Annotated in this window: 28 protein-coding genes; 22 read left to right on the top strand and 6 right to left on the bottom strand. The window is 67.4% G+C overall.

Annotation, left to right across the window (positions count from 1 at the left end; translation table 11 throughout):
* Nucleotides 1–29 precede the first annotated feature (29 nt).
* Nucleotides 30–278: a hypothetical protein gene (locus tag ACRCUN_RS00925; protein ID WP_462139779.1), complete on the top strand. Its 249-nt coding sequence runs from the start codon at nt 30–32 to the stop codon at nt 276–278.
* A gap of 10 nt (nt 279–288) precedes the next feature.
* Here the strand turns inward: ACRCUN_RS00925 and ACRCUN_RS00920 are convergent, their stop codons facing one another.
* Complete coding sequence (locus ACRCUN_RS00920) at nt 289–1,920, bottom strand: GAF domain-containing sensor histidine kinase (protein WP_462139778.1); 1,632 nt, start codon at nt 1,918–1,920, stop codon at nt 289–291.
* A gap of 125 nt (nt 1,921–2,045) precedes the next feature.
* Between ACRCUN_RS00920 and ACRCUN_RS00915 the strand changes: the two genes are divergently transcribed.
* The 7 genes from ACRCUN_RS00915 to ACRCUN_RS00885 all read left to right on the top strand — a co-directional run bounded on the left by ACRCUN_RS00915 (nt 2,046) and on the right by ACRCUN_RS00885 (nt 9,870).
* Entirely contained in the window at nt 2,046–2,405 is a 360-nt protein-coding gene (locus tag ACRCUN_RS00915; protein ID WP_462140104.1) for a LytR/AlgR family response regulator transcription factor, read from the top strand.
* A 173-nt stretch (nt 2,406–2,578) separates the two neighbouring features.
* Entirely contained in the window at nt 2,579–3,550 is a 972-nt protein-coding gene (locus tag ACRCUN_RS00910) for an acyl-CoA thioesterase (protein ID WP_462139777.1), read from the top strand.
* A gap of 103 nt (nt 3,551–3,653) precedes the next feature.
* Nucleotides 3,654–4,319 carry a response regulator transcription factor gene (locus ACRCUN_RS00905; protein WP_462140103.1) on the top strand — a complete coding sequence of 222 codons (666 nt, stop codon included), beginning with the start codon at nt 3,654–3,656 and terminating at the stop codon, nt 4,317–4,319.
* A 1-nt stretch (nt 4,320) separates the two neighbouring features.
* Nucleotides 4,321–5,709, top strand: coding sequence for a sensor histidine kinase (locus ACRCUN_RS00900; protein ID WP_462139776.1), 1,389 nt, complete (start codon nt 4,321–4,323; stop codon nt 5,707–5,709).
* 14 nt (nt 5,710–5,723) lie between these two features.
* On the top strand, nt 5,724–6,644 hold the full coding sequence (locus ACRCUN_RS00895) for a TAXI family TRAP transporter solute-binding subunit (RefSeq protein WP_462139775.1): 921 nt from the start codon (nt 5,724–5,726) through the stop codon (nt 6,642–6,644).
* Nucleotides 6,645–6,796: 152 nt separating this feature from the next.
* Nucleotides 6,797–7,837: a TAXI family TRAP transporter solute-binding subunit gene (locus ACRCUN_RS00890; protein WP_462139774.1), complete on the top strand. Its 1,041-nt coding sequence runs from the start codon at nt 6,797–6,799 to the stop codon at nt 7,835–7,837.
* Nucleotides 7,834–9,870 (top strand): TRAP transporter permease, encoded by a 2,037-nt coding sequence (locus ACRCUN_RS00885; protein WP_462139773.1) that lies wholly within the window; start codon nt 7,834–7,836, stop codon nt 9,868–9,870. The genes ACRCUN_RS00890 and ACRCUN_RS00885 overlap by 4 nt, the downstream gene beginning before the upstream one ends.
* On the opposite strand, the gene ACRCUN_RS00880 is transcribed toward ACRCUN_RS00885, so the two are convergent.
* On the bottom strand, nt 9,848–10,501 hold the full coding sequence (locus tag ACRCUN_RS00880) for a response regulator (RefSeq protein WP_462139772.1): 654 nt from the start codon (nt 10,499–10,501) through the stop codon (nt 9,848–9,850). The genes ACRCUN_RS00885 and ACRCUN_RS00880 overlap by 23 nt on opposite strands.
* A gap of 246 nt (nt 10,502–10,747) precedes the next feature.
* On the opposite strand from ACRCUN_RS00880, the gene ACRCUN_RS00875 reads away from it, so the two are divergent.
* Nucleotides 10,748–10,963 carry a helix-turn-helix domain-containing protein gene (locus tag ACRCUN_RS00875; protein ID WP_462139771.1) on the top strand — a complete coding sequence of 72 codons (216 nt, stop codon included), beginning with the start codon at nt 10,748–10,750 and terminating at the stop codon, nt 10,961–10,963.
* Between the two features lie 2 nt (nt 10,964–10,965).
* Entirely contained in the window at nt 10,966–11,532 is a 567-nt protein-coding gene (locus ACRCUN_RS00870) for a Clp protease N-terminal domain-containing protein (protein WP_462139770.1), read from the top strand.
* Nucleotides 11,533–11,544: 12 nt separating this feature from the next.
* On the opposite strand, the gene ACRCUN_RS00865 is transcribed toward ACRCUN_RS00870, so the two are convergent.
* Complete coding sequence (locus ACRCUN_RS00865; protein ID WP_462139769.1) at nt 11,545–12,423, bottom strand: 1,4-dihydroxy-2-naphthoate polyprenyltransferase; 879 nt, start codon at nt 12,421–12,423, stop codon at nt 11,545–11,547.
* 35 nt (nt 12,424–12,458) lie between these two features.
* On the opposite strand from ACRCUN_RS00865, the gene ACRCUN_RS00860 reads away from it, so the two are divergent.
* The 6 genes from ACRCUN_RS00860 to ACRCUN_RS00835 all read left to right on the top strand — a co-directional run bounded on the left by ACRCUN_RS00860 (nt 12,459) and on the right by ACRCUN_RS00835 (nt 17,613).
* A complete protein-coding gene (locus tag ACRCUN_RS00860; RefSeq protein ID WP_462139768.1) occupies nt 12,459–12,674 on the top strand; it encodes a hypothetical protein in 216 nt (71 codons plus the stop codon).
* Between the two features lie 6 nt (nt 12,675–12,680).
* The gene (locus ACRCUN_RS00855; protein ID WP_462139767.1) at nt 12,681–13,457 is read left to right on the top strand and encodes an S-methyl-5'-thioadenosine phosphorylase; all 777 of its coding nucleotides are present in this window, start codon (nt 12,681–12,683) and stop codon (nt 13,455–13,457) included.
* Nucleotides 13,454–14,485: an NAD-dependent epimerase/dehydratase family protein gene (locus ACRCUN_RS00850; RefSeq protein WP_462139766.1), complete on the top strand. Its 1,032-nt coding sequence runs from the start codon at nt 13,454–13,456 to the stop codon at nt 14,483–14,485. Before ACRCUN_RS00855 ends, ACRCUN_RS00850 begins: the two co-directional genes overlap by 4 nt.
* A gap of 95 nt (nt 14,486–14,580) precedes the next feature.
* Nucleotides 14,581–15,612, top strand: coding sequence for an endonuclease/exonuclease/phosphatase family protein (locus ACRCUN_RS00845; protein ID WP_462139765.1), 1,032 nt, complete (start codon nt 14,581–14,583; stop codon nt 15,610–15,612).
* 18 nt (nt 15,613–15,630) lie between these two features.
* Nucleotides 15,631–16,443 carry an alpha/beta hydrolase gene (locus ACRCUN_RS00840; protein WP_462139764.1) on the top strand — a complete coding sequence of 271 codons (813 nt, stop codon included), beginning with the start codon at nt 15,631–15,633 and terminating at the stop codon, nt 16,441–16,443.
* A 51-nt stretch (nt 16,444–16,494) separates the two neighbouring features.
* Entirely contained in the window at nt 16,495–17,613 is a 1,119-nt protein-coding gene (locus ACRCUN_RS00835) for an NAD(P)H-dependent flavin oxidoreductase (protein WP_462139763.1), read from the top strand.
* Nucleotides 17,614–17,642: 29 nt separating this feature from the next.
* Here the strand turns inward: ACRCUN_RS00835 and ACRCUN_RS00830 are convergent, their stop codons facing one another.
* Both ACRCUN_RS00830 and ACRCUN_RS00825 read right to left on the bottom strand, forming a co-directional pair.
* Nucleotides 17,643–18,659, bottom strand: coding sequence for a sensor histidine kinase (locus tag ACRCUN_RS00830; protein WP_462139762.1), 1,017 nt, complete (start codon nt 18,657–18,659; stop codon nt 17,643–17,645).
* On the bottom strand, nt 18,656–19,333 hold the full coding sequence (locus tag ACRCUN_RS00825; RefSeq protein WP_462139761.1) for a response regulator transcription factor: 678 nt from the start codon (nt 19,331–19,333) through the stop codon (nt 18,656–18,658). The genes ACRCUN_RS00830 and ACRCUN_RS00825 overlap by 4 nt, the downstream gene beginning before the upstream one ends.
* Nucleotides 19,334–19,439: 106 nt before the next feature.
* Here ACRCUN_RS00825 and ACRCUN_RS00820 point away from each other — a divergent pair, with 106 nt between their 5' ends.
* The 5 genes from ACRCUN_RS00820 to ACRCUN_RS00800 are packed head-to-tail and all read left to right on the top strand — an operon-like array spanning nt 19,440 to nt 22,950.
* Nucleotides 19,440–20,099: a glycosyltransferase family 2 protein gene (locus ACRCUN_RS00820; RefSeq protein ID WP_462139760.1), complete on the top strand. Its 660-nt coding sequence runs from the start codon at nt 19,440–19,442 to the stop codon at nt 20,097–20,099.
* The gene (locus ACRCUN_RS00815; protein WP_462139759.1) at nt 20,096–20,758 is read left to right on the top strand and encodes a TIGR04282 family arsenosugar biosynthesis glycosyltransferase; all 663 of its coding nucleotides are present in this window, start codon (nt 20,096–20,098) and stop codon (nt 20,756–20,758) included. Before ACRCUN_RS00820 ends, ACRCUN_RS00815 begins: the two co-directional genes overlap by 4 nt.
* Before the next feature lies 1 nt (nt 20,759).
* Nucleotides 20,760–21,389, top strand: coding sequence for a class I SAM-dependent methyltransferase (locus ACRCUN_RS00810; RefSeq protein ID WP_462139758.1), 630 nt, complete (start codon nt 20,760–20,762; stop codon nt 21,387–21,389).
* Nucleotides 21,386–22,486, top strand: a complete 1,101-nt coding sequence (locus ACRCUN_RS00805) for a molybdopterin-dependent oxidoreductase (protein ID WP_462139757.1) — start codon at nt 21,386–21,388, stop codon at nt 22,484–22,486. The genes ACRCUN_RS00810 and ACRCUN_RS00805 overlap by 4 nt, the downstream gene beginning before the upstream one ends.
* Nucleotides 22,487–22,488: 2 nt before the next feature.
* Nucleotides 22,489–22,950 carry a hypothetical protein gene (locus tag ACRCUN_RS00800; RefSeq protein WP_462139756.1) on the top strand — a complete coding sequence of 154 codons (462 nt, stop codon included), beginning with the start codon at nt 22,489–22,491 and terminating at the stop codon, nt 22,948–22,950.
* On the opposite strand, the gene ACRCUN_RS00795 is transcribed toward ACRCUN_RS00800, so the two are convergent.
* On the bottom strand, nt 22,876–24,231 hold the full coding sequence (locus ACRCUN_RS00795; RefSeq protein ID WP_462139755.1) for a hypothetical protein: 1,356 nt from the start codon (nt 24,229–24,231) through the stop codon (nt 22,876–22,878). The genes ACRCUN_RS00800 and ACRCUN_RS00795 overlap by 75 nt on opposite strands.
* A 77-nt stretch (nt 24,232–24,308) precedes the next feature.
* Between ACRCUN_RS00795 and ACRCUN_RS00790 the strand changes: the two genes are divergently transcribed.
* Complete coding sequence (locus ACRCUN_RS00790) at nt 24,309–25,136, top strand: GNAT family N-acetyltransferase (RefSeq protein WP_462139754.1); 828 nt, start codon at nt 24,309–24,311, stop codon at nt 25,134–25,136.
* The last annotated feature ends 6 nt before the right edge of the window (nt 25,137–25,142 follow it).

Here is a 25,142-nt window from a genome sequence, read left to right as displayed (position 1 = left end):
AGCTGGCCGACAAAGGAGTAGTGCTGATCATGAGTATCCGAACACGCATATCGACGGTTCTGGCCATCGGCGCGGGCGCGGTGGCGGTCGCGGTCGCCCCGATCGCACAAGCCGCCCCGAGCGGGCCGACGTGTACCTCGGCGGTCACGTCGACGCTGTGCCAGACCGAGGGCAACGCGCAGTTCACCGCAACGCCGCCGGCCGTCGACTATCAGGCCCAGTACCCGTTCTTCGGCGAGTACGGCCTGCTCTTCCACCACGGTGGAGACCACCGCTGACGGCTGCGGGCTAACCGCAGTGAAGTGGGATGCGCGCGGTGATCGTGGTGCCGCCACCAGCGGGGCTGGAGATCGTCAGTTGCCCGGACAGTGCTTCGACGCGGTCCTTGAGGCCGATCAGTCCCGACCCGGATCCTGCGACGGCGCCGCCGATTCCGTCATCGCGAATCGAAAGATGCAGTGCGTCGCCGGCGACGCGCGCAGCGACATCGATGATGGTCGCCTTGGCATGTTTGGCGGCGTTGGTAAGCGCCTCGGCGACGACGTAATACGCTGCCACACCGACCGATTCGGGTACTGGCTCGCCGAGGTCGAGGTGCACATCGACGGCAATGGGACAGCGCCGGGCCAAGGACCTGATCGCGGGCCCCAGACCTCCCTTCGACAGGATCGCCGGGTGGATTCCGCGCGAAAACTCCTGCAGTTCATCGGATAGCGCGGAAAGCCCGGTCACGAGGCGGTTGAGCTGCGTGCGCAGCTCGACCTGATCGGCGGGCACCGAAGCTTCGACCGCACGCAGCGCGAGCCCCAGCGAGATCACCCGCTGCTGGGCACCGTCGTGCAGATCCCGTTCGAACCGCCGCCGCGCCGCGTCGGCGGCATTCACGATCCTGGCCCGTGACGCAGTCAACGCGGCACGGGTGCGGGCGTTGGTCATCGCCGTGCCGACAAGGTCCGCGAAGTCGCCCACCCGAACCTCGGTGTCGGGCGCGAATGCGTCGGGCTCGGTTGCTCCGACACACAGAGCGCCGCCGACCTTTCCATCCACCATGATCGGTGCGCCCACTGCGGACCGGATGCCGATGCCGAGTATCCGCGCTGCGGTAGCTCCGGTCAGCATGGCGTAGTCGTCGACGCGCGCCGGCTGTCCGGTCGCGGCGATGACGGCGGGAATGCTGTCGCCATCGAGCGGCAGGCGTTCTCCGATGGTCAGTTTCGGCACACCATAGGGGTCGCGTGAGCCCAGAACCAGTGCCGAACCATCGCCGGGATACAGCAGTAACGCCACGTGGTCCATGCGCAGCCCGGCGGCGAGCTCGTCGACCGCGGCCGGGTACACCAAGTCAGGCGGCGCCCCTTGCGCCACCAGGGTCGCGACGCGGCGTAGCGCGGCCTGCTGTTCGGCCAGCGCGCTCACTTCGGCGTGACTTGCGGCGATCAGGTGCTGTGCTTCGCGGGCGGTGGCCGCGGCGAGATCGGCCTCTTCTCTACGCTGCTCGGCCTCGGCGGCACGCAGCCGCGCCTGACCGACGAGCACGTTGGTCAGTAGAGCCACGGGTACAAAGATCGCGATGGCCGCGATGTCGCGCGGATGCGTCGGCAGCAGCCCTCCGTGGGTCTCCATGTGAAACCGCACATAGACCAGCCCGCTGGCCACCGACGTCGCCAGCGCCAGGCGCATGCCCCAACTCGCGGAAATCACCAGCACGCCGAGGAGGAACACCGCGCCGAATGTGCTCTCGGGCGCAATCCGGCGCAAGAAGTAGACCAGCAGTGTCTCTGCGGTGATCAACGCCGCCGCGACCAGGATTCCGACGCTCACCGGCGGAGCCGTCGGCCGCAGCACCAGGCTGAGCAGGCACGCGCGGACAGAGCGCCGGCGCTTGCCGGACGGTGGCGGAACAGCACGGGTAACACTCATCTGACCTCTATGAACGCTTCTCGTAGCCCGATCATGCCCACTATCGCGGCAAATTCCGGCTAGCGGTAATGAAACCGCGCCGCATCGCTGACACCCTGGAGGCATGAGTGGCTTCCGGAGGCGACGTGCGCTGCCTCATCGTCGATGACAGCGCCAATTTCCGGACCGCCGCAAGCGCCATGCTCGGGCGCGGCGGCGTCGATGTCGTGGGGGCCGCCTCGAACAGCGATGAGGCGTTGCGGATGTGCGGGGAGCTTCAGCCCGACGTCGTTCTGGTCGATGTCGCGCTCGGTACCGAGAGCGGGTTCGATCTGGCCGATCAGCTGAGTTCCGGTGCACTGACGATGCCGCCGGCGGTCATCCTGATCTCGACGTACGCCGAACAGGACCTGCACGAGATGATCGCGTGCAGCCCGGCCGTCGGTTTCGTCCCGAAGTTCGCGCTGTCGGTGGCGGCGATCGAGCACCTGTTGGCACGGTGTTGACGTCGGAGACTTCGCGCGATCTGTGAATCGTGCGAGGAAACAACGGGTTCGGCGCTCGACCTCTTTCACGCGCCCCGCTGCGACGCCCACGATGGCTGCAGTACGGCCGGAGGAGGTCGATTGCGATGTGCCACTCACATCAGCCGCATGGACAGCGCGGTGCCCGCTTTCACGTGAGCCCCGACGACGTCGGGGTCACCGGATATGTCGATGGCGCAACGCTACTCGAATGGATTGACAGCGTCGGGTGTGACGTCGCCACGCACTGGAGTGGCCGTGTATGCGTCGCCGTTGCCGTCGGCAACGTTCATCTCGACCGGCCGATCGGTGTGGGTGAGATGGTTGAGGTGCAGGCCGACCTCGTCTACACCGCCGCCAGTCGCATGCACATCCTCATGACGGTGTGTTCGAGCGATCCGGAGACGGCCCGGACGGATCAATCCACCCAGTGCACAGTCGTTTTCGAGGCCCTCGACGATTCCGCCTCGCCCGTCGACGTGCCGGCGTGGACGCCAGTCACCATGCTTGAGTTGCAGCGGCACCGGCAGGCGCGGGCGCGGATGCGGACGCGCACCCGGATCGAGGCGGAGATGGCCGCAGCGTGCGATATCGATGCGTGCCCCAGATCACGCCTTACCCGGCACATTTCGCCCGGGCCGGTCTCGGCTCGGCTCATCATGCGGTGTGTCGACGAAGCGGCCTGTCGGGTCGGCGCCGACTGGTCGGGCCGTCCGGTCATCGCGGCCTACATCGCTGGGATTCACTTTTGTCATCGCGCGACCGCCGGCGGCGCCCTCGAAGTGGCTGCGCGCGTCGTTCACACCGGACGGCGCAGTGTTCACATCGGCATCTCGGTCATGGTCACCGATGGTGGTCAACCGGCAGTGCTGGCACACGGTCTGGCGGTTGTCGTGTCACTGGACGAGCGGGGCCGGGCACGTCCGGTACCGCAATGGGTGCCCGCGTCTGACGAAGACCGCCGATGCAGTGAGCATGCCCGGCAGCTCATCGAATTGCGTCAGTTCATCGAACCGTTCACCATGGCCGTCGTCGGATCGGTGTCGACCACCGGGCCTGCGAGTTATCGGTTTGCGCGGCAACACCATGCGAGACCGGCGGCGTCCGGCTCTCTGTGGATTGTGTAAGGAACGGCAGTGATATGGCCGATTCCCTTCCCCGCAGGTCGCGCGCCTCTCATGATGACGGCACAAATTGGCGAGACCTTAGAGGACTGCGTGCATCATGCCCATGCGGGTGCTGCTTGTCGAAGATGACGAGGGGGTCGCGGCGGCGTTGGCCGAGCTTCTCGGCCACGCCGGCGCGTCGGTGATCCGGACCGTGCGCGGTGCCGATGCGCTCAACCGCGTCAAAGGCTGCGATCTTGTGTTGCTGGACTTGGGTTTACCGGACATGGACGGCCTCGACGTGCTGCGCACGCTTCGACGGGCCTCGTCGGTTCCGGTGATCATCATGACGGCCCGCGACAGCGACGGTGCGGTGGTGTTGGGATTGCGGGCGGGAGCCGACGACTATCTGGTGAAGCCGGTACGGAAAGCGGTTCTGTTGGCGCGCATCGATGCCGTCATGCGTCGCATCCGCCGCGTCGGCGGTGAAGCCCCGCCACCGGCCGGCCCGGTGCTTGCCGGTCCGGTCACGATCGACCGGGAGCGCAGAGAAGTCTCCATCGCCGGAATTCCGCAGGCGCTCACCAGAACCGAATTCCAGATTCTGACCACCCTCGCGGGCCGTCAGGGGGAGGCGGTCAGCCGTGAGGAGTTGATGCTCGATGTCTGGGGCACCGCGGTGGTCGGCCGGTCCCGATCGTTGGATTTCTTCATCGGACAAATCAGGGCCAAGCTCACCGGGCTTCCGCTGCAGACCGTGCGCGGGTTCGGTTTTCGGCTGGACACCTGACATGGGTCCGCGGGTCCGCGTCGTCCTCGTCGTCGTCCTGTCGTTGCTCGCGATCGCCGCCCTCGCCGTGCCGTTGGCCGTGAGTCTGGCCGACCGGCGGACGGCAGCACTCGCCGCCGAGCGCAACCGCCAACTCGCCGCGTTGGCCGACGCGGCCGCCATGCACGACGCACCCGTGCAACAACTGGTCGACCGCTACTACGAGGTGTATGAGGAAGGGCTGCTGATCGTCGACAGCGACGGCCGAACGCTGGCCGCACGCGGGCTCAATGACGGTGATCCGGGTGTTGGCACCGCGGTCAATCACGCTCTGGTCGACGCGCCCGCACCGTCGTGGCCGCGCATCTGGCCCTGGGACCAGAAGCGGATGCTGGCCGCCGAGGGGGTCCGGCGGGACGGCGAGCTGGTCGGCGCGGTCGTGCTCGCGGTCGACACCACCGCCGCGGCGCGCGAAGTCGCGCGCGGCTGGCTGTGGCTCGCGGTGGGTTGCTTCGGCCTGATCGTGCTGGCCGTCGTCGTTGCCGGGGCTCTCACGCGATGGGTCTTGCGCCCACTCAACGGATTGGAGCGCGCGGTTGCCGAGATGACCGAAGGCGTCGCCGGGCCGCCGGCCAATGTCGCCGGGCCACCCGAGTTGCGTCACTTCACCGCGGCGTTCAACACCATGGCCCAGGTCGTGCGGGCGTCGCTGGACCGGCAGCGGCAACTCGTCGCGGACGCGTCGCATCAGCTGCGAAATCCGCTCGCGGCCGTCCGGTTGCGGGCGGACACCCTCGATGACTTCGTGGCCGACGAGGGACGCCCGACGTACCGGTCGATGTCCGCCGAGCTGGACCGCCTCGAAAACCTGCTGCAGCAGCTTCTGCGTCTGGCGCGTGCCGAGCAGGTCAGCGGCAGCCGCCAGGTGGGCCTGTCCGCGACGGGTACGGAGTGCACCGACCTGGCCGACGTGATCGCCGAGCGGGTCGCGTTCTGGCAGCCGGTCGCCGACCGCAGCCACCAGCGTCTGCTCGGCAGGCCGGGCGCTCCCGGGCTCGCGGTGCAGCTGGCTCGTCACGAGGTCGAGCAGTTGCTCGACGTCGCGGTGGACAACGCCATGCGTTACGCCGGGGACGATACGACGGTCACCGTATCGGCCACGCAAAGCGACGGCGACACAGTCGAACTCGTGGTTAGTGACAATGGTGCCGGGCTCGCCGAAGACGACCTCGAAAAGGCGTCCGCTCGGTTCTGGCGCGGGCGCGACGATGGCTCGGGCACGGGTCTCGGGTTGGCGATCGCCGCCGAGATCGCCGCAGGCCACGGGGGAGCGGTCGCGGTGGAGAACGCCCCAGAGGGTGGTCTGCTCGTCCGCTATCGGCTGCCGCTGGCAGGCCAATCGACATGTTGACCAAACCGCACGGAATGAGCCGTCGCGCATTCATCGCCGCGGCGGCCGTGCTCGCGGTCGGCTGTGTCGGCCGGGAACCGAACGGGCACGTGCGTTTGGGCGCAGGCGATCCGGGCGGTATGTACCTGGCGTTCGCCGAGGTGCTCGCACAACAGGTCCACGCGCGTTACCCCGACATCGTCGTCGATGTCGTGCCCACCGAAGGCAGCGTCGAAAACCTGGCTCGTCTACGCGCCGGAGACATCGATATGGGCTTGTCGCTGGCCGATGTGGCCGAGCGAGACCGCGCTGCCGAATCCGCGACGACCGCGCCGATTGCGGTGGCCCGCGTGTATGAGAACTATCTGCAGGTCATTGTTCGTGACTCTCTTGCCGTGCAACAACTTTCAGACCTCGAGGGGCTGGCCGTCTCGTTCGGGGCCGCGCGATCGGGTGCCGCGATGACCAGTGAGGTGCTGTTCGATGCGGCCGGCCTGCGGAACCGGGTCGGCATGCTGTGGTACCGGCTGCGGGACGCGCTGGCACACCTCGACGACGGCAGCATCGACGCGATCGTCTGGTCGGGCGGGGTACCGACACCGGCGATCGCCGAACTGGACGCCCAACTGCCACTGCGGATACTCGATATCGCCGCACTCGCGACGCCGATGAGCCGGCTCGCCCGTTACCCGTACGTTGTGCGGCGAGTGCCGGCGGGTGGTTACGTGCCACCGGGTATCCGTTCTATCGGCGTCCCCAATTTGCTGTTGTGCCGGCACGGTTTCGGGGAGGCGTTGGTTGCTGCGGTTGTTCGCGTCCTGGCTACCGACGCACCGCACCTCGTGCCGCCCTACGTCCGTGGGCTGCAGTATCTCGACGCGCCGTCCATGATCCAAACCGGGCTCATCCCATTGCATCCCGCCGCCGTGCGCGCCTACCGCAAACTCCACGGCTGAGCCTGCTCCGGTTTGGTCCGTCGAGAACCTGTGGATTGTGCGAGAAAGTCGGCCCAAGGCGCTCATTTTGTTCCGCGCCGATGGCGATCGGGGCCATGATCGGCACACGACCGGTAGGCGGCGATGACGCCGCTGATCTGAAGGGGAGCAGAATGGGAAACAACGCCAGCGCATTATTCATGACGCCGACGGCTGTCCGACTGGGCGCCGCTGTTGGCGCAATGATGTTGGTACTGGCCGGTTGTGGTGGTCAGCGCAGTGACGACAACGGGGCCGCCGCGTCGGAACCGACCTCGTGTGAGGTCACGTCGGACGCCCGGCTCAGCATCGCCACCGGCAACACCACAGGCGTCTACTACACACTCGGCGGTGCATTCGCCGAAGCGATAAGCCAGCAGACCGGCGGCAAACTCAAGGCCACCGCAGCTGAGACGTCGGCTTCGCTGCAGAACATCCAGCAACTCGTGGCGGGTACGCACCAGATCGCGTTCTCACTCGCCGATACGGCCGCCGACGCGGTCAACGGCACGGCCTCGTTCACCGAGAAGCAGCCGATCGCCGCCCTCACCCGCCTGTATCCCAATTACACCCAGGTGATCGCGCGCACCGACTCCGGCATCAACACGATCGCCGACATGCGGGGCAAGCGGGTGTCCACCGGGGCACCCAATTCGGGCACCGAGGTGATCGCCAATCGCATGCTCGAGGCGGCCGGTCTCAACCCGTCCGGCGATGTCGCCGCACAGCGCACCGAACTCGGCAAGACCGTCGAGGGCATGAAAGACGGCTCCATCGACGCGATGTTCTGGTCCGGCGGCCTGCCCACCAGTGGCATCACCGATCTGTTCGTCAGCCGTCGCGATCAGGTGAAGTTCATCGATGTCACCGACACGCTGCCCAAGCTGCAGGCGATCAACCCCATCTATGAGCAGGGCGTGATCCCGGCCAGCACTTATCAGACTCCGGCCGACGTGCCGACCGTCGTCGTGCCCAATGTGCTTCTGGTGAAAGACGACATGGACGGCAACACCGCGTGTGTGCTGACCAAGGCGCTGTTCGAGCACAAGGACGATCTGGTCAAGGCCAACAAGGCTGCCGACAACATCGCGTTGGACACCGCGCGTGAGACCAGCCCGGTGCCGTTGCATCCCGGAGCTCAGAAGGCGCTCGATGAGCTCGGTGCGGCAAATTGACCGTGGCTGAACGGGATACGCGGGAGGCTGACGTCGCGGCGTCGGCGGCGTACGAGGACGAGAAGCCGGCGCGCCGGTTGACCGGCTGGGTCGGGCATGCCGTGGCCGCGGGTTGCGTCCTGCTCGGCTTGTTCGCGGCGCTGCAGGTGTTCTTCCCGCTCGCGCAGGGCAACCAGTTCTCGCTGATCGTGTTCCTGGCGGCGGTGCTGCCGCTGACGTTGCTGTGCTACCGCTCGGGTTTGCGGTTCCGCCGGCGGTCACACGATGACTCGGTACCGCAGGACCAACCCGACAACCCGACGCCGGTGGACTGGCTGCTTGCCGCGGTGGCGTTGGTGGCGTGTCTGTATCCGGTCTTGCCGTTCGAAATCGCCGGTGCGGGCGGAGGTTTCGATGAGTTCCTGAGCCGGCAGGGCACGCCCGCCGCGCTCGACGTGATCGTCGGGTCGATCGTGTTGCTGCTCGTGCTGGAGGCCTGCCGGCGCACCACCGGTGCCGCGCTGCCGATCGTGTGTCTGCTGGCGCTCGGCTACGCCTACTACGGGGGTTATCTGCCGCAGGGTGCGGCCATCGCGCACGCCGGTGTGGATTGGGACCAGATCATCAGCGCGTCGTTCATCCAGGCGACCGGCATCTACGGGGTGCCGCTGGACGTCGCGGCCACCTACATCGTGCTGTTCACCATCTACGGTGCGGTGCTCGACGCGTCGGGCGCCAGCAAGTTCTTCATCGATTTGTCGTTCGCCGCGTTCCGCCGATCGCGAGCCGCCCCCGGCCGCACCGTCACGCTGGCCGGGTTCCTCCTGGGCAGTGTGTCCGGGTCGGGCACCGCGACCACGGTCAGCCTCGGCTCGGTGTGCTGGCCGGTGTTGCAGAAGGCCGGTTACCCGAAGGAGAACGCGGGCGGCATGTTGGCCGCCGCGGGCATCGGTGCGATCCTGTCGCCACCGACCCTGGGCGCGGCGGCCTTCATCATCGCCGAGTACCTCGGGGTGTCGTACTTGACGGTGCTGCTGTGGGCAGTGGTGCCGACGATCCTCTACTACCTCGGCATCCTGCTGGCCGTCGAAATCGACGCGAGGCGTTACGGCACAAGGGATGTCGAGGTCAGTGCCGCGTCGAGTTGGCGGCTGCTCGGCCGATTCGGCTACCACCTGATTTCACTCGTGCTGATCGTGGTGTTCCTCGCGATGGACATCTCGGCGGTCCGCGCCGTGGTGTACGCGACGCTGATACAGATCGTGCTCTCGTATCTGGATCGCGAGCACCGGTTGACCCCGGCCCGGCTGTACACGGCGCTGGCGACCGGGGTGCGGGGCGTGCTTTCGGTCGCGGCTGTATGCGCCGCCGCCGGCGTCATCGCGGCGATGATCACCCGCACCGGCCTCGGCCTGCAGCTGAATTCGATCCTCGTGAACACGGCCCGCTTCATCAGTGAAAACCCAACAGCGGTTTTGATTTTGACGGCGTTGTTCGCCGCGGTCGCGGTGTCGATCCTCGGGCTGGCGGTGCCGGTCACCGCGTCGTTCGTGATCAGCTGGGTCATCGTCGGCCCGGCGCTGCAGGATCTCGGTGTCGCCGCGCCCGCCGCGGCCATGTTCGTCTTCTATTTCGCGGTGCTGTCCGAAGTCACGCCACCGACCGCGCTCGCCGCCGTCGCGGCATCGGCGATCACCGGCGGCCGGGTGATCGCGACGATGATGCAGACCTGGAAGTACACGCTGCCGGCGTTCTTGGTGCCGTTCGCGTTCGTGCTGACCGACAACGGCCAAGGGCTGCTCGGGCTGCGGTCGTTCGGTGACATGGTCTGGACGGGGGCGGTCGCTGCGCTGGCCGTTGCCGCGCTCGCGGTGTTGACGGGCGGGTGGATGATCCGTCAGGCCGGGTGGCCCGAGCGGATCCTGTGCGCGCCGGCAGCGGCGTTACTGCTCTACCTGCACCCGGTGACGATCGCGGTGGGAGCCGGGCTGCTCGTAGTGGCGCTGATATTGCACCTCGTGATGCGTCGGGCTAGCGCGCTTCCAGATACGTGATGACGGCGCGGACCCGGCGGTGGTCGTCGGCCTCTTCGTTCAGGTTGAGCTTGGTCAGGATGCTGCGGACGTGCTTTTCGACGGTGCCCTCGGTGACCCAGAGGCGGCGGGCGATTCCTGCGTTCGACCGGCCTTCGGCCATCAGCACCAGCACCTCGTGCTCGCGGGCGCTCAACGCGGCCAGCGGGTCGTCGCGACGCCGCGCGGACACCAGCTCGGATACCAGTGCCGGGTCCACCACCGAGGCGCCCTTCGCGATCCGCTCGAGGGTCTCGACGAAATCGCCGACGTCGGTGACACGCGTCTTGAGCAGGTAGCCGATGCCGTGACCGCTGGCGAGCAGTTCGGTCGCGTGCTCGACCTCGACGTGGGCCGAGAGCACCAGGATTCCGGTGTCGGGTGACTCGCTGCGGATCACCTTGGCCGCGTCGAGGCCCTCGGTGGTGTGGGTCGGAGGCATCCGGATGTCGACGACCGCGAGCTGTGGTGCGTGATCGCGCACCAGCGCAAGCAGTTCGGCCGCGTCGGCCGCCTGCCCGACGACCTCGAACCCGGACCGGTCGAGCAGGCTGGCAAGCCCCTCACGCAGAAGTACGTCGTCGTCGGCAACGACGACTTGCAGGGCACTCATCACGGTCCTTCCCGCGCTGGTTCACCCGGGTCATCCCGGGCCGACCCATCATTTCGCATGTTCCTGCAAAACGACTAGTCAGGGCGGTGTGGTGGGTGCAGCGGGCTCCTTTCCTCGCGGCAATCGTGTTGAGTGTGCCGTTTCATACGCGACTCGCCGATGCGTGCGTATGAATCCGCACAGTCGCTGCGACGGCCGACTGCCGTGCATGTCAAGTTTTCTTGACACGCGCGATATGTTGGCAACGTGAGTGAAGTCGATGCGCTGATCACCGACGGGGTCAGCAGCTCGGACCCCGCCGTTGGATTACGCGCGGTGCGGGCACTGCAGCGGTTACAGGAGCGGTTGGAGGCCATTCACGTCGCGAATGCCCGCGAACAGGGTTGGAGCTGGCAGGCGATTGCCGATGCGCTCGAGGTGAGCCGCCAAGCGGTGCATCAGAAGCACAACCGGAGGAAATGACCATGTTCGAACGGTTCAGCCGCCACGCCCGTGTCGCCGTGGTGCTGGCGCAAGAGGAGGCCCGCGAACTGGCGGCCAACGACATCCGGCCCGAACACATCCTGGTCGGCGTGTTGCAGAGTTCCGGTCGCGAATTGTCGGCGATGCTGGCCGGATTCGGGCTCACGGCCGATGTCGTGCGCGGAAAGTTGGTCGCCGCCGACGCGCCCGGTGACGAATCCTTCGACGCCGACGCGGAGGCCCTGCGCGCAATTGGGATCGACCTACGGGCGGTGCGCGACAACATCAACCGGACATTCGGAGCCGATGCGTTCGACAATGCACTGCGCCGATCCGGACGACGAAGTCGCCGCCGCGGGCACATCCCGTTCACCAAACCCGCCAAGAAGGTTCTGGAACTGGCGCTACGGGAAGCCTTGGCGCACAAAGACAGTGTCATCGGATGCGAGCACATCCTGCTCGGCATCCTCCGCGGCGGAGACGATTACACCGTCAGCCTGGTGACCGAACATGTCAGCGCGGAGGATTTGCGCACAGGCATCGTCGATCTGCTCGACAAGGCTGCCTAGTGTCTGCTCGCGCTAGAAGCCGGCAGCCACCCCGAGCGCCACGCCCACCGCAACCGCCCACACCAGCATCGTCAGTCCGGTGTCGCGTAACACCGGAATCAGCGCCGCCCCGCCGAGCCCCGTGCGTACCGGCCGCACCGCCCGCAACGCAAGAGGCAGCGCCAGCAGGCCTACCGCACACCACGGGGTCGCGGCGATCAGCACCAGCGTCAGCGCAAAGGCAACCGCCATCAGCACCTGGAACAGCACCCGGGTGTGGGCGTCGCCCAGGCGCACCGCGAGCGTGATCTTCCCGGACTCCGCGTCGGTCGGGATATCGCGCAGATTGTTGGCCACGAGCACCGCCGATGACAGCGAACCCATGACCACCGCGGCTACCACGCCGACCCAGTCGATGCGCAGCGCCTGCGTGTACTGCGTACCCAGCACCGCGACCAGGCCGAAGAAGATGAACACCGCGACCTCGCCGAGCCCCAGATACCCGTAGGGCTTCTTGCCGCCGGTGTAGAGCCATGCGCCCGCGATGCACACCGCGCCGACGGCGATCAGCCATGGTGCGCTGACCGCGGCCAAAGCGACGCCGGCGACCGCGCCGACCCCCAGGCTCAGCAGCGCGGCCGTCAACACCGCGCGAGGTGATGCCAACCGTGAGCCGACCAGCCGCAGCGGCCCGGACCGCACGTCGTCGGTGCCGCGGATGCCGTCGGAGTAGTCGTTGGCGTAGTTGACGCCGACGATCAGTGCCAGCGCGACCACCAATGCCAGCAACGCTTTCCACCACACCGCAGCGCCCAGCCACGCGGCTGCGCCCGTCCCGGCGATCACCGGTGAAATCGCGTTGGGCAATGTGCGTGGACGGGCTCCCTCGATCCACTGCGCAAAACTGGCCACGCCGCCATCGTATGAGCCGACCTACACTGAGCCTCATGAAGGACCAGCTCAGCAAGACCGAGATCGGTAAAGATGTGCTGCAGGAGTCCGTCGAGGCGGTGGCCTCGACGGTGGGGGAGGTCGCCACGATCATCACCACGGCGGTGAAGGACGTGGCGTCGGCAATCGGTGGTCTGGCGACGGACGTCTTCGAAATCCGGGACAGCGCCCGAAAAGCCCGCGAGGCGCAAGTCGAGGACGAGACCGAATAACGCTGCATGCTCGGAGTCATCGGCGGTAGCGGTTTCTATTCGTTCTTCGGGTCCGACGCCAGGACCATCAATCTCGACACCCCCTACGGTGAACCGGCCGCACCGGTGACCGTCGGCACGGTGGGCGCGCATGAAGTGGCGTTCCTGCCCAGGCACGGCGTGAGTCACGAGTACTCACCGCACACCGTGCCCTACCGCGCCAACATGTGGGCGATGCGTGCGCTCGGGGTGCGGCGGATTTTCGGCCCGTGCGCGGTCGGCAGCCTCACCGCGGAATTGGGGCCGGGGGCCATGGTGGTGCCCGATCAGCTCGTCGACCGTACGAGTGGCCGCAGCGACACGTACTTCGACTCCGGGGGCATCCACGTCTCGTTCGCCGATCCCTATTGCCCGTCGTTGCGCGCGGCCGCGGCCGGGCTGCCCGGTGTGGTCGACGGCGGCACGATGGTGGTGATCCAGGGTCCGCGTTTTTCCACCCGCGCCGAGAGCCGCTGGTTCGCAGGCCAGGGCTTCACATTGGTGAACATGACCGGATATCCCGAGGCGGTTCTCGCCCGTGAACTCGAAATGTGTTATGCCTCAATCGCTTTGGTCACCGATCTGGATGCGGGTATCGAGGCCGGTTCGGGTGTGACGACTGTCGACGTGTTCGCCGAGTTCGAACGCAACATGGTGCCGTTCAAGAAGCTCGTGCACGAGGCGCTGGAGGCGGTCGAGGTCGAGCGCACGTGCACACACTGCCTGGCCCACGACGGTGTGAAGCTGCCGTTCGAGTTGCCGTGAGGGTTCTGCTGACGGGTGCGGCCGGGTTCATCGGAACCCGTATCGCCGCCGCGCTGCGGAACGCCGGACACGAGGTGATCGCGGTCGACGCGATGCTGGCCGCGGCTCACCGCGCCGGTACCGAACCGCCCGACGACTGTCAGGCGGTCGACATCCGCGACGCCACTGCGCTGGCCCCGCTCCTGGACGGTGTCGATGTCGTCTGCCACCAGGCCGCGGTGGTGGGCGCCGGGGTGAATGCGGCCGACGCGCCGTCGTACGCCAGCCACAACGACTTCGGCACCGCGGTGCTGCTCGCCGAGATGTTCGAGGCCGGTTGCGCACGCCTGGTGTTGGCATCGTCGATGGTGGTCTACGGGCAGGGCGGCTACGACTGCCCCGAGCACGGGCCGGTCGAGCCGTTGCCCCGGTCTCGTACGGATCTCGACAACGGCGTCTTCGACCATCGTTGCCCGGTCGGCGGGGAACAGTTGCGGTGGCGGCTGGTCGGTGAGGACGCGCCCCTGCGCCCGCGCAGTCTCTACGCGGCGAGCAAGACCGCGCAGGAGCACTACGCGCTGGCCTGGTCGGACGCCGCCCGCGCCGCGGTCGTCGCGTTGCGCTACCACAACGTGTACGGCCCGGGCATGCCGCGCGACACCCCGTATTCGGGGGTGGCCGCGATCTTCCGGTCAGAGCTGGAATCCGGCGATGTGCCAAGGGTTTTCGAAGACGGTGGACAGATGCGCGATTTTGTCCATGTCGACGACGTCGCGGCCGCCAACGTCGCCGCGGTCGAGGCGGGGTTGGACGGCTTCAATGCGTTCAACGTGTGCTCTGGCCGGCCGATTTCGATCATGGACGTCGCCACACAACTGTGCGAGGTGCGAGGCGCGCCCGCCCCCGTCGTCACCGGTCAGTACCGTACGGGCGATGTCCGCCACATCGTGGCCGACCCGGCGCGGGCCGCAGAAGTTCTCGGATTCCGGGCCGCGGTCGATCCGAGCGACGGGCTGACGGAATTCGCGTTCGCCCCGCTGCGCGGATAGCGCCGAGGTGAACAACACGTCGCGGGTGGAGGAATGTTCCTCCACCGTTCCGTTGTCGAACACTCGAGCGCCGACGGCCCCGGTAGGCAATGGGTATGGACCTCAAGCGATTCAGCGTCGCGACCTTCAATCTGTTCAATCTGCAGGATGCGGGCAAGGAGATGCACCGCGGCGCCGTCTGGACCGATGAGCAATTCAAGAACAAAGCGTGGTGGACGGCATGGCAACTGGAGACGCTGAACCCCGACATCGTGGGATTGCAGGAGTTATGGAGCAAAACCGCGCTGGAAAAGGTGCTCGCCGCCGGCAGTAGTGAGTTGAAAGACCGCTACGACGTGCTGGCCAAGCCTGCAACCGGCAAGAAGATCGTCTGTGCCGCATTGGTGCGGAAAGGGCTATTGAATGGCGAACCACGTTGGGAGGACAAGTTTCCCGACGCGGTGAAGCTGCAGTCCTCCGACGACGCGAACGACCCGCAGGCCCCGCGCATCAACGTGACCATCAACCGGTTCTCCCGGCCGGTGCTGAATTTCCAGGTCCAGCTGCGCGACGACGAACCGGCCACCGAGGTCTATGTCGTGCACCTGAAGTCGAAGTTACCGACGGCGGTCAGCGGTGAGGCCTGGTTCGATGCCGACCCGGACATGTACCGCTCCCACCAGACCGCGTTGGGCCAGGCGATCTCGACCATTCGCCGGACGGCGGAAGCCACCGCGGTGCGGGTCATGCTCACCTCTGTCATGAAGGACTCCACGACGCCGGTGATCGTGCTGGGCGACATCAACGACGGCCAGCACAGCAATACCGCCAACATCCTCACCGAGCAGCCCCGGTATCTCGTGGGCGAGGCGGTGGGCGGCGCGGACGTCGGCCTCTACACCGCCCAGACGTTGCAGGAGTACCGCGATACCCGCGACGTCTACTACACGCACGTGCACCAGGATCTGCGTGAATCGCTCGACCACGTCCTGGTCAGCGAGCAGTTCTACGACAACAGCCGCAAGCGTCGCTGGTTGTTCGACGGTCTGGTGATCAACAACGATCACCTCAACTTCGACAATCAGAAGGATGTCGGCACCGGAGATCACGGCGTGGTGAAGGTAAGTTTCAAGCATGACCCCGCCTGAGGTGCGGCCGCGGGGCTGATGCGCCGGTGGCTCGCGGTCGTCGCTATCGTCGCGCTCGTGACGACTGGCCTGCTCGCCGTGCTGTTTTCCGCGCAGCGGTGGTTCATCTACTTCCCGTCGCCGGGCCCGGTCCCGTCCGCCGCGACGGTGTTGTCCGGCGGTCAGGACGTCGAGCTGACCACCGCCGACGGAAAACAGTTGGGAGCCTGGTACTTTCCGGGCCCGACGCGGTCGGCGGTGCTGGTGTTCAACGGTAACGGCGGCGACCGGTCGATGCGGGCACCGCTCGCTGTCGCGCTCAACCGGATGGGGCTGTCGGTGCTGCTGTTCGACTATCGCGGCTACGGCGGCAACCCGGGCCGCCCGACCGAGTCCGGGCTGGCCGCCGACGCACAAGCGGCGCACGAATGGTTGACGGCCCAGCCGGGTGTCGACCAGGTCGCCTACTTCGGTGAGTCCCTCGGCGCGGCGGTAGCCCTCGGGCTTGCGGTCGACAAGCCTCCGGCGGCGTTGGTGTTGCGGTCGCCGTTCACGTCGCTCGCGGACGTCGGAGCGGTCCATTACCCGTGGCTGCCGGTGCGGCGTCTCCTGTTGGACCGGTATCCGTCGATCGATCGGATTCCGTCATTGTCGGCGCCACTGCTGGTCATCGCCGGCGATCGGGACGACATCGTGCCGACCGCGCTGAGCAGGCGGTTGTACGAGGCCGCGCCGCAACCCAAGCGGTGGCTGCCGGTGCCCGGCGCCGGCCACAACGACCCTGAGTTGCTCGATGGACGCCTGATGATCGGTGAGATCGAGCGGTTCTTTACGGAGTCGGGTCTGACGTAGCTCAGCCAAGGCACTTGACACCCGTCAAGTGTGGCGGTCAATACTGACGGGGTGAAACCCGCCATCTGTGAGCAGTTCGGTATCGACTTTCCGCTTTTCGCCTTCAGCCATTGCCGCGACGTGGTGGCGGCGGTGACGAACGCCGGCGGCTTCGGCGTGCTCGGCGCTACCGCCTACACCCCCGAGCAACTCGACCGGGAGTTGTCGTGGATCGACGAGCAGGTGGGCGGCAAGCCTTACGGCGCCGACATCATCGTGCCGGCGAAGTTCGAGGGCAAGGGTGAGAACCTGTCGCGCGGCGAGCTCGTCGACCGCATTCCGGCCGAGTACCGCGAGTTCGTCGCGAAACTTCTCGCCGATCACGACATCGAACCCGAGGCCAAGCAGCGGACGGGTGGGTCCATGCTGTCCGGGGATACCGGCGCCGAATTGCTGCAGGTGGCGATGAGTCATCCGATCAAGCTGATCGCCAACGCACTCGGGGTGCCGCCGGATTACATGATCGAAGCCGGCCGCGAGCGCGGGGTCCCGGTCGCGGCCCTCGTCGGTGCGCGCGAACACGCCGTCAAGCAGGTGCAGGCGGGCGTCGACCTGATCATCGCGCAGGGCACCGAGGCCGGTGGGCACTGCGGTGAGGTGACGACGATGGTGCTCATCCCCGAAGTGATCGAGGCCGTCGAGGACGCGGTTCCGGTCCTTGCCGCGGGCGGCATCGTCACGGGCAGGCAGATGGCCGCCGCGGTGGCACTCGGCGCGGCCGGGGCGTGGACCGGATCGGTATGGCTGACCACCGAGGAGGCCGAAACGGCGCCGCACACCGTGCAGAAGATGCTCGCCGCCACGTCGCGTGACACCGTGCGCTCGGCCGGGCGTACCGGCAAGCCGGCGCGGCAGCTGGTTTCGGAGTGGACCGACGCCTGGCTGCCGAACAAGGATGGACGCCAACCGCTTCCGCTGCCCCTGCAGAACATGTTGGCCGAACCGGTGATCCGTCGGATCGATGTGCTTGCCGCACAGGGACATCCGGGCGCGCAGGCGTTGGCCACCTACTTCGTCGGTCAGGGTGTGGGGCTGATGAACAAGGTCAAGCCGGCTCGTGAGGTGGTGCGCGAGTTCATCGAGGACTACCTGGCCGCGACCGAGCGGCTGAGCAACTCGCTGCCGGATTGACGCGCCGGCGTGAGAGCGCGAAGCGAACGCTAATTCGCCAACGGCAGCCGCACCTCGAACCGCGCACCGGTGTCGAGATTGCGGGCCGACAGGGACCCGCCGTGTGCGTGTACCAGGCCGGCGGCGATCGCCAAACCCAGCCCCGACCCGCTGGGCAGTGACGAATCCGCGCGCGGCACACGGCCGTTCGAGCCTCGATAGGCCACGTCGAACACCCGGGGGAGATCGGCCTCGTCGATGCCGACACCGGTGTCGTCGACGCGTGCCCACGCCGTGCCGTCGTCGGATCCCACGGACAGTGTGACGCTGCCGCCCTCCGGAGTGTGTGCGATCGCGTTGGCGACGAGGTTCGACAGCACCCGAACCAGGGCGCGGTCGCTGCCGAAGACGTGGACCGCGCTGTCGGGCAGCCCCGCGGTCAGCTGCACGCCGGCGCGTTGCGCGGGTATCCGGTGGGCGGCCAGTACATCGTCGACCACTTCGTCGAGGGCCACCTGTTCGCGCGTGGGCTGGACCGCCCCGGCGTTGATTTTCGACATCTCGAACAGGTCGTCGACCATCTCGGAGAGCCGGATCGATTCCTGCTCAATGTGTTTGGCTTGAATGCGGACTTCGTCGTCGGTGACGACGCCGTCGGCGATGGCCTCGGACACCGCCCGGATGCCGGCGAGGGGCGTGCGCAGATCGTGGCTGACGAACGCGACCAGCCGGCGCCGCGACTGCTCGGCGGCCCGTTCCGAATCGCGAATCTCCTGTTCCCACACCGTGCGCCGGGCCTGGTAGCGGGCAAGCATGACGGCAGCGGGAATGGTCACCACCGACACGATCACCAGTACGACGACGATCCTCTCGAAGTTCTCGGTGATCATGAAGCCGCTGGCCCCGATGACGCCGGCGAACGTCGCGAGTGTCGGGATCAGCACGAGCGCAACCATGCTGACGGCAAGCGACCAGGACCGCGCCAGCCGGATGACGATCGCCCCGGCCACGACCACCGGAACCGAGCAGGCCAGTGCCCACCCGACGATCTCCCAGAAGTCGGTCACGGGCTGCTACTCCACAAATAGCCGCGGCCCCATACCGTCTGGACCCGGTGCTGGTCGCCGAGCTTGGCCCGCAGCCGTTTGACGTGGACCGTGACGGTGGACAGATCGCCGAAATCCCACCGCCATACCCGCTTGAGCAGGTCTTCGCGGGTGAACACCGTGTCGGCGTGCGTCAGGAAGAACACCAGCAGGTCGAATTCGCGGTTGGTCAGGTTGATCGGCTTTCCGCCAACGGTGACCGAGCGGGCCGCCGTCGACACGTTGAGCTCGCCGACCGACAGTTCCATCGGCACCGGTACGGTCGGACCCGCCGTCCGCCGCAGCACCGAACGCACCCTCAGCGCCAGCTCACGCGGGCTGAACGGTTTGGTCAGATAGTCGTCGGCGCCCGCTTCGAGACCGGCGATGCGGTCGTCCTCCTCACCGAGTGCGGTCAGCAGGATCACCGGCATGCTGTAGTCGCCGTCGCGGCGCAGGTCGCGGCACAGCGACAACCCGTCTGATCCGGGCATCATCACGTCGAGCACCGCGACGTCGATGTGCTCGCTGTCGAGCAGCCGCAACGCCTCTGTGCCGTCCTCGGCGATCGAGACCTCCAGACCGTCCCGCTCCAGGTACCGGCGCACGACATCGCGCACGACGGTGTCGTCGTCGGCGATGAGGACACGGGTCATAAGCAATGAGGCTAACCGCGCAGAGCCGCTACCAGCGCCGGTGTCACGGTTTTGTCACCGCTTTGCCCATGGTGCCCGGACCCGGTCACGGCATACCGTCGCTGATATGGCCCCAGTAACGGCCCAGGTGACCGTTGTGCTGCCCTGCCTCAACGAGGAGCAGTCGCTTCCCGGGGTGTTGGCCGCCATACCCAGCGGGTATCAGGCTCTCGTGGTGGACAACAACAGCACTGATGACACCGCGGCGGTGGCGAAGGTGCACGGTGCGGCGGTGGTGTCGGAACCGCGGCCCGGCTATGGATCGGCGGTGCACGCCGGCGTGGTCGCGGCAACGACGCCGATCGTGGCGGTCCTCGACGGCGACGGATCGCTCGACCCGCAAGAGTTGCCCGCATTGGTTGCCGAACTCGATCGTGGCGTGGATCTGGCGATCGGACGGCGCCGGGCGGTCCGCGGGCTGCGTTGGCCATGGCATGCGCGCCTCGGCACGGCCGCGGTGTGCTGGCGGCTGCGGCAGCGGTACCGCCTGCCGGTGCACGACATCGCGCCGATGCGGGTGGCCCGCCGGGATGCGCTGCTGGGGCTCGGGGTGACCGACCGCAGGTCGGGATATCCGCTCGAGCTGTTGGTGCGCGCCGCGCAGGCGGGGTGGCGGGTGGTCGAACGGGACGTGACGTACGGGCCTCGCACCGGTGGCAAATCGAAGGTGAGCGGCTCGCTCCGGGGCAGTGTCATTGCGGCACTGGACTTTTGGCGGGCGATATGATCCTGCCGGTCACCATTCTGGTAGTGGCGAAGGCCCCGGTTCCCGGGTTGGCCAAGACCAGGTTGGCGGCGGACGTCGGTGCCGAGTTGGCCGCCGACATCGCAGCGGCCGCACTGCTGGACACGCTCGATGCGGTGGCGCGTGCTCCGGTATCGCGGCGCGTGGTGGCGATGACCGGCGATCTGGGGCAGGCCTGCCGGGCGGGCGAGATCGTAAGGCGGCTGGACGATTTCATCGTCGTCGGACAACGCGGCGACGGCTTCGCCGAGCGGTTGGTCCATGCTCATGAGGACGCCGCGTGCCCGGGAGTTCCGGTGCTGCAGATCGGTATGGACACCCCGCAGGTCAGCGCAGGGCTCCTGGCCGACTGTGCGCGGGCACTGATGGATGGCGATGCGGTACTGGGTATGGCGCGCGACGGCGGCTGGTGGGTGCTGGGTGTGCATGAGGCGACGACGGCTGCGTGCCTCGGCGCGGTGCCGATGTCGCGTCCGGACACCGGGGCTGTAACGCTGGCCGCGCTGCGCGGCACAGGGACAGCCGTGAGCCTTGTTACCGAACTGGCCGACGTCGACACTCTCGCGGATATCGACGTTGTGCGGCGTGCCTGTGAACCGGACAGTCGATTCTTCTGCGCTACCCGTGCGGCGGGGGTGTGACGTGCACGGACATCTCTATGACCAGGCCCTCGACGGGGAACAGTGCTGGGTCCGCCGCGACGACGGCCGCGTGCAACGGTTGCCCGTGCACCGCTGGCTGGGCGGGGTGCACACCGATCACCGCTTCGACCGCGCCATCGTGAATCTGTGTACGGGGCCGACCATCGACCTGGGTTGCGGCCCAGGCCGTCTGGTTGCGGGTCTGGTGCGGCGCGGGGTGCCCGCCCTTGGCGTCGACCAGTCGGTCGCCGCTGTCGCGATGGCCCGCAGCAGCGGCGCCCCGGTGCTGTGCCGCGATCTGTTCGGGCCGTTACCGGGAACCGGACGCTGGCATACCGCGCTGCTAGCCGACGGCAATGTCGGCCTGGGCGGCGATCCGTGGCGCGTACTGCAGAGAGCGGGTGAACTGCTTCGACGGGGAGGCGAATGCCTTGCCGAATTCGAGCCGGCCACAACGGGAATCGAGTCGTGTTGGGTCCGGCTGGAGACCCTTCAGTCCGTCGGGCCGTGGTTCCGGTGGGCTTCGGTGGGCCTGGATTGTGCGGCCCGTATCGCCGCCGATGTCGGCCTGGTGCTGGGAGCGGTCCACCCGATCGGGGACCGCGTCATCGCGAGCCTGGTGGCGAGGTGACCGGGCTGCGCGGCACCGCGGTTACTGCCCGGGTCGGCCTCGCATTGGGTGTCGCGGTGGCCTTGTGCTTCATCACCGGGTTGATCAGCCACTTCATCCAGCACCCGCAGCCCTGGTTCTACTGGCCTACGCGCCCAGTCTGGCTGTACCGCGTGACGCAGGGCTTGCATGTCATCTCGGGCATCGCGGCGATTCCGCTCATCGTGGTCAAGCTGTGGTCGGTGTGGCCCAAGCTGTTCGAACGTCCACTGATCGGCGGGCTCGTTCGGCAGCTCGAACGGGCGTCGATTCTCGTGCTCGTGGCTTCGATGCTGTTCCAGCTGTCCACCGGCCTGCTGAACACCGCACAGTGGTATGCGTTCGAATTCTTCTTCACCACATCTCATTACGCGATGGCATATGTGGCCGCAGGCGCCGTCCTCGTCCACATCGCGGTGAAACTTCCGGTCATTCGGCGTGCGCTCGGAGAACCGCTCGACGAGCAGCCCACCGGCCACCTCGCCGGACCGACGAGGCGCACCGTGCTGCGCGGCACGTTCCTGGCGGTGGCACTTGCGACCGTGGTGACCGCGGGCCAGACGGTTCCGTTGCTGCGCCGCGTTTCCGTGCTCGCGCCGCGTTCCGGGGAAGGGCCCCAGGGTGTTCCGGTCAATCGGTCGGCAGCCGCTGCCGGCGTCGTGCGCAGTGCCCGCTCAGACCGGTACCGGCTGACCGTCAGCAACGGTCCGGTGAAACGCGAGTTCACCGTCGATGAACTCCGCGCGATGCCGCAGACCGCACATCGGCTGCCGATCGCGTGCGTGGAAGGGTGGAGCGCGGACGCCGAATGGACCGGCGTCGTGCTGGCCGATCTCGTCGCCGCAGTCGGGGGTTCGTCCGACAGCGACGTGCGGATGATCTCTCTCGAGCCACCGGGACCGTACTCCCGCACGACGCTTCCGGCCCTTCATGCCCGCGACAGGCAGACGCTGATTGCGCTGCGGCTCAACGGTGAGACCCTCGATCTCGACCACGGCTACCCGTGCCGGCTGATCGCCCCGACCCGGCCCGGCGTGTTACAGACCAAATGGCTGTCGCGAATCGAGGTGGTGGGGTGATCGTGACGCGGATTCTGCTGGGCGTGGCCGGCATCGCTGTCGCCGGTTACGGTGCGGTGCTGCTCTGGGACAACCCGCCGGTGATCATCGCGCGGATCCTGGTGTGGGCGGTGGTGGGCGTGGTGGTGCACGATCTCGTGTTCGCACCGGTATGTGCTGCCGTTGGGCTGGCTGGCCGGCGCTTACTGCCGGCACGATGGCAATCCCCGGTCGCGATGGCCGGGCTGTGCAGCGTGGTGCTGGTGCTCTTGGCCATCCCCGTGTACGGCAAGCCCGGTCTGCGCCCGGACAATCCGACGGTTCTGGACCGGGACTACCCACTGGGGCTGTGGATCTCGTTGGCAGTGGTCTGGCTGTGCGTCCCGGTGTACTTCGCCGCGACGCGTTGGCTACCAGTTCGTCAGGATGACGTGGTTGAGCACGAGCGCGCCGATCACGTTGAGCGCCAACCACCAGCGGTGTGACCGCGGTGGCAGCAGCGCCCCCGCGGCGGTGAGCCAGACGGTGAAGGGAAGCCAAATCCGTTCGGTTTCCGCCTTGCTGAGCATGCTGAGATCGGCGAACGTAATGGCCAGCAACGCGCCGATCAGCAACACCACCAGACCCGACCGCCGGCGGATCGCTGTGATGTCGAAAACCCGGCCGATGCCGGCCACACTGCCCAGGCCGATGGCACACACCACCGAGGCCAGGTTCGCCCACGACCAGTACTGGAACGGCCGGTCGTTGGCGATGCCCTGCCAGTAGCGTTCCTGCACCAGGGTGTAGCCGTCGAACCACCAGAAACCTGCGACGACGAACACGGCCACGACCGCGAGTGCGGCGAGGACGGCCGGAATGAGCACGCGGAGCGCAGCCCGCCAATCGGCGGCGGTCACGAGCACTGCGAGCGCGGGCAGTGCCATGAGCACCAGGCCGTAATTGAGGAATATGCCCCAACCGAGCAGCAGCCCGGATCCGACGGCGGTCAGCGTCGTCCACCGCACCGAACCACTGACGGCGAGCGCCAACAGGGCAATACCCCAGGCGGCCACCCCGGCGAAGTAGCCGTCGGCCGACACCGCGATCCAGATCGCCGTCGGTGCCACCGCGACGAACGGCGCGGCCAGTCTCGCGGTGTGTTCGTCGGCCAGCGCACGGACGGCCACGATGATCGCGGCGGCAGCGCTGGAACCGACCAGCAGACACAACAATCCGGCCCAGGCCCCACCGCCCAGCCCGATCCGGTCGAGCCAGACGAACGTCAGCAGCGCTCCCGGAGGGTGACCCGATACATGGGTTATCCACGAATCCGGCTGGAAATCCAGGATTCTGCTGGAGAATGTCCGTACCGCCTCGGGTATGTCGGTGACCGTCGGCACCTGCCGCAGGTATTCGTGGCGAGCGGTCAGCCGGCCGGCGAAACCGCGCTGCCAGCCGTCGATCATCGCCAGCGAGAACGCCCAGGCACACGATGTCGCCCACGTCGCCAATGTCAAAGTCCGCCATGGCAACCGCTGTGCCACCGCCTGGCCCCACCACACCGTTGCCGCGCCGATGAGGACGGCCGGGACGGTACCCCAGCCGACATGTGTGTTCCACCATCCGAAGATGGGTGCGGTGTCGGCGAAACTGTAGATCTGGCCGGGTGTGCTGTTGATCAACGGCGTGACGATGCCGAGATCGAGGTGGGGCACTACGAACGCCGTGACCACCAGCGTTCCCCCGACGGCTACCGCCACCGTCTCCCGGCGCCCGATCTGCATGGGTTCCACCATATGGGTCGGCGCGTGTGGGTGACCCTGACGTTTCGGTGACGGTTGTGGTGGGCACAATGTCGGGCGTGGATGCCGAGCAACTGTTCTGCGGTACGACCTTGGCCCGTCGCATCGAACGTGCTGAGGCACAACTCATCGTCGCAGCCACAGAGGCCGCCAAAAGCCGTGGCGGGGAGGGCCTGGTGCTGCCGGTGGCCGGTGGCTTCGCGTGTTTCGCCGACGCCGGATCGCCGATGAACAAGGTGGTCGGGCTCGGGTTCGACGGGGTGCCGGACGAAGCGGTGCTCGGCGAAATCGAGCGCGCGCTGGCCGGCCGGGGAGCGGCAACCCAGGTCGAGCTGTCCAATCTCGCGGACCCGGAAGTCGGCGGACTGTTGACCGGGCGCGGCTATCGGCTCGCCGGCTTCGAAAACGTACTCGGCCGGCCCGTCGGTGCGGAGGACCTTCCGGCTCCCACCGGCGTCGAGGTGCGGCGCGCCGCCGATGTCGCGGCCTGGGTCGACGTGGTGGTCGATGGCTTCGCGCATCCGGACGCCGAGGGTGTGGCGAGCCATGAGGAGTTTCCCCGCGATGTCATCGAGCGGGCCGAAATCGACATGGAAAAGGCCGGAGCGGCACCGTATATCGCGGTCATCGACGGGACGGTGGCCGGCGGTGGCGCGGTGCGGTTCACCGATGGCATCGCCCAGTTGTGCGGTGCCGCAACCGCACCGGCCTATCGTCGGCGCGGTGTGCAGACGGCGCTCCTGGCGGCGCGGCTGGCGGATGCTGCCGCAGCGGGCTGCGACATCGCCGTCGTCACCACGGCGCCGGGTTCGAAGTCACAGCAGAACGTGCAGCGGCGCGGATTCCAATTGCTCTACACCCGAGCGATTCTGGTGAAGGCGGTATGACAGCCG

The sequence above is a fragment of the Mycobacterium venezuelense genome (assembly GCF_054919535.1).
The sequence above is the reverse complement of the archived record's forward strand: the minus strand, read 5'-3'. Positions and strand labels throughout refer to the sequence as shown.

Coding starts and splice junctions, on each gene's coding strand:
- ACRCUN_RS00925 (WP_462139779.1), top strand. CDS start 30: ATGAGTATCCGAACACGCATATCGACGGTTCTGGCCATCGGCGCGGGC.
- ACRCUN_RS00920 (WP_462139778.1), bottom strand. CDS start 1,920: ATGAGTGTTACCCGTGCTGTTCCGCCACCGTCCGGCAAGCGCCGGCGC.
- ACRCUN_RS00905 (WP_462140103.1), top strand. CDS start 3,654: ATGCGGGTGCTGCTTGTCGAAGATGACGAGGGGGTCGCGGCGGCGTTG.
- ACRCUN_RS00900 (WP_462139776.1), top strand. CDS start 4,321: ATGGGTCCGCGGGTCCGCGTCGTCCTCGTCGTCGTCCTGTCGTTGCTC.
- ACRCUN_RS00895 (WP_462139775.1), top strand. CDS start 5,724: ATGAGCCGTCGCGCATTCATCGCCGCGGCGGCCGTGCTCGCGGTCGGC.
- ACRCUN_RS00890 (WP_462139774.1), top strand. CDS start 6,797: ATGGGAAACAACGCCAGCGCATTATTCATGACGCCGACGGCTGTCCGA.
- ACRCUN_RS00880 (WP_462139772.1), bottom strand. CDS start 10,501: ATGAGTGCCCTGCAAGTCGTCGTTGCCGACGACGACGTACTTCTGCGT.
- ACRCUN_RS00870 (WP_462139770.1), top strand. CDS start 10,966: ATGTTCGAACGGTTCAGCCGCCACGCCCGTGTCGCCGTGGTGCTGGCG.
- ACRCUN_RS00860 (WP_462139768.1), top strand. CDS start 12,459: ATGAAGGACCAGCTCAGCAAGACCGAGATCGGTAAAGATGTGCTGCAG.
- ACRCUN_RS00855 (WP_462139767.1), top strand. CDS start 12,681: ATGCTCGGAGTCATCGGCGGTAGCGGTTTCTATTCGTTCTTCGGGTCC.
- ACRCUN_RS00845 (WP_462139765.1), top strand. CDS start 14,581: ATGGACCTCAAGCGATTCAGCGTCGCGACCTTCAATCTGTTCAATCTG.
- ACRCUN_RS00840 (WP_462139764.1), top strand. CDS start 15,631: ATGCGCCGGTGGCTCGCGGTCGTCGCTATCGTCGCGCTCGTGACGACT.
- ACRCUN_RS00825 (WP_462139761.1), bottom strand. CDS start 19,333: ATGACCCGTGTCCTCATCGCCGACGACGACACCGTCGTGCGCGATGTC.
- ACRCUN_RS00820 (WP_462139760.1), top strand. CDS start 19,440: ATGGCCCCAGTAACGGCCCAGGTGACCGTTGTGCTGCCCTGCCTCAAC.
- ACRCUN_RS00815 (WP_462139759.1), top strand. CDS start 20,096: ATGATCCTGCCGGTCACCATTCTGGTAGTGGCGAAGGCCCCGGTTCCC.
- ACRCUN_RS00795 (WP_462139755.1), bottom strand. CDS start 24,231: ATGCAGATCGGGCGCCGGGAGACGGTGGCGGTAGCCGTCGGGGGAACG.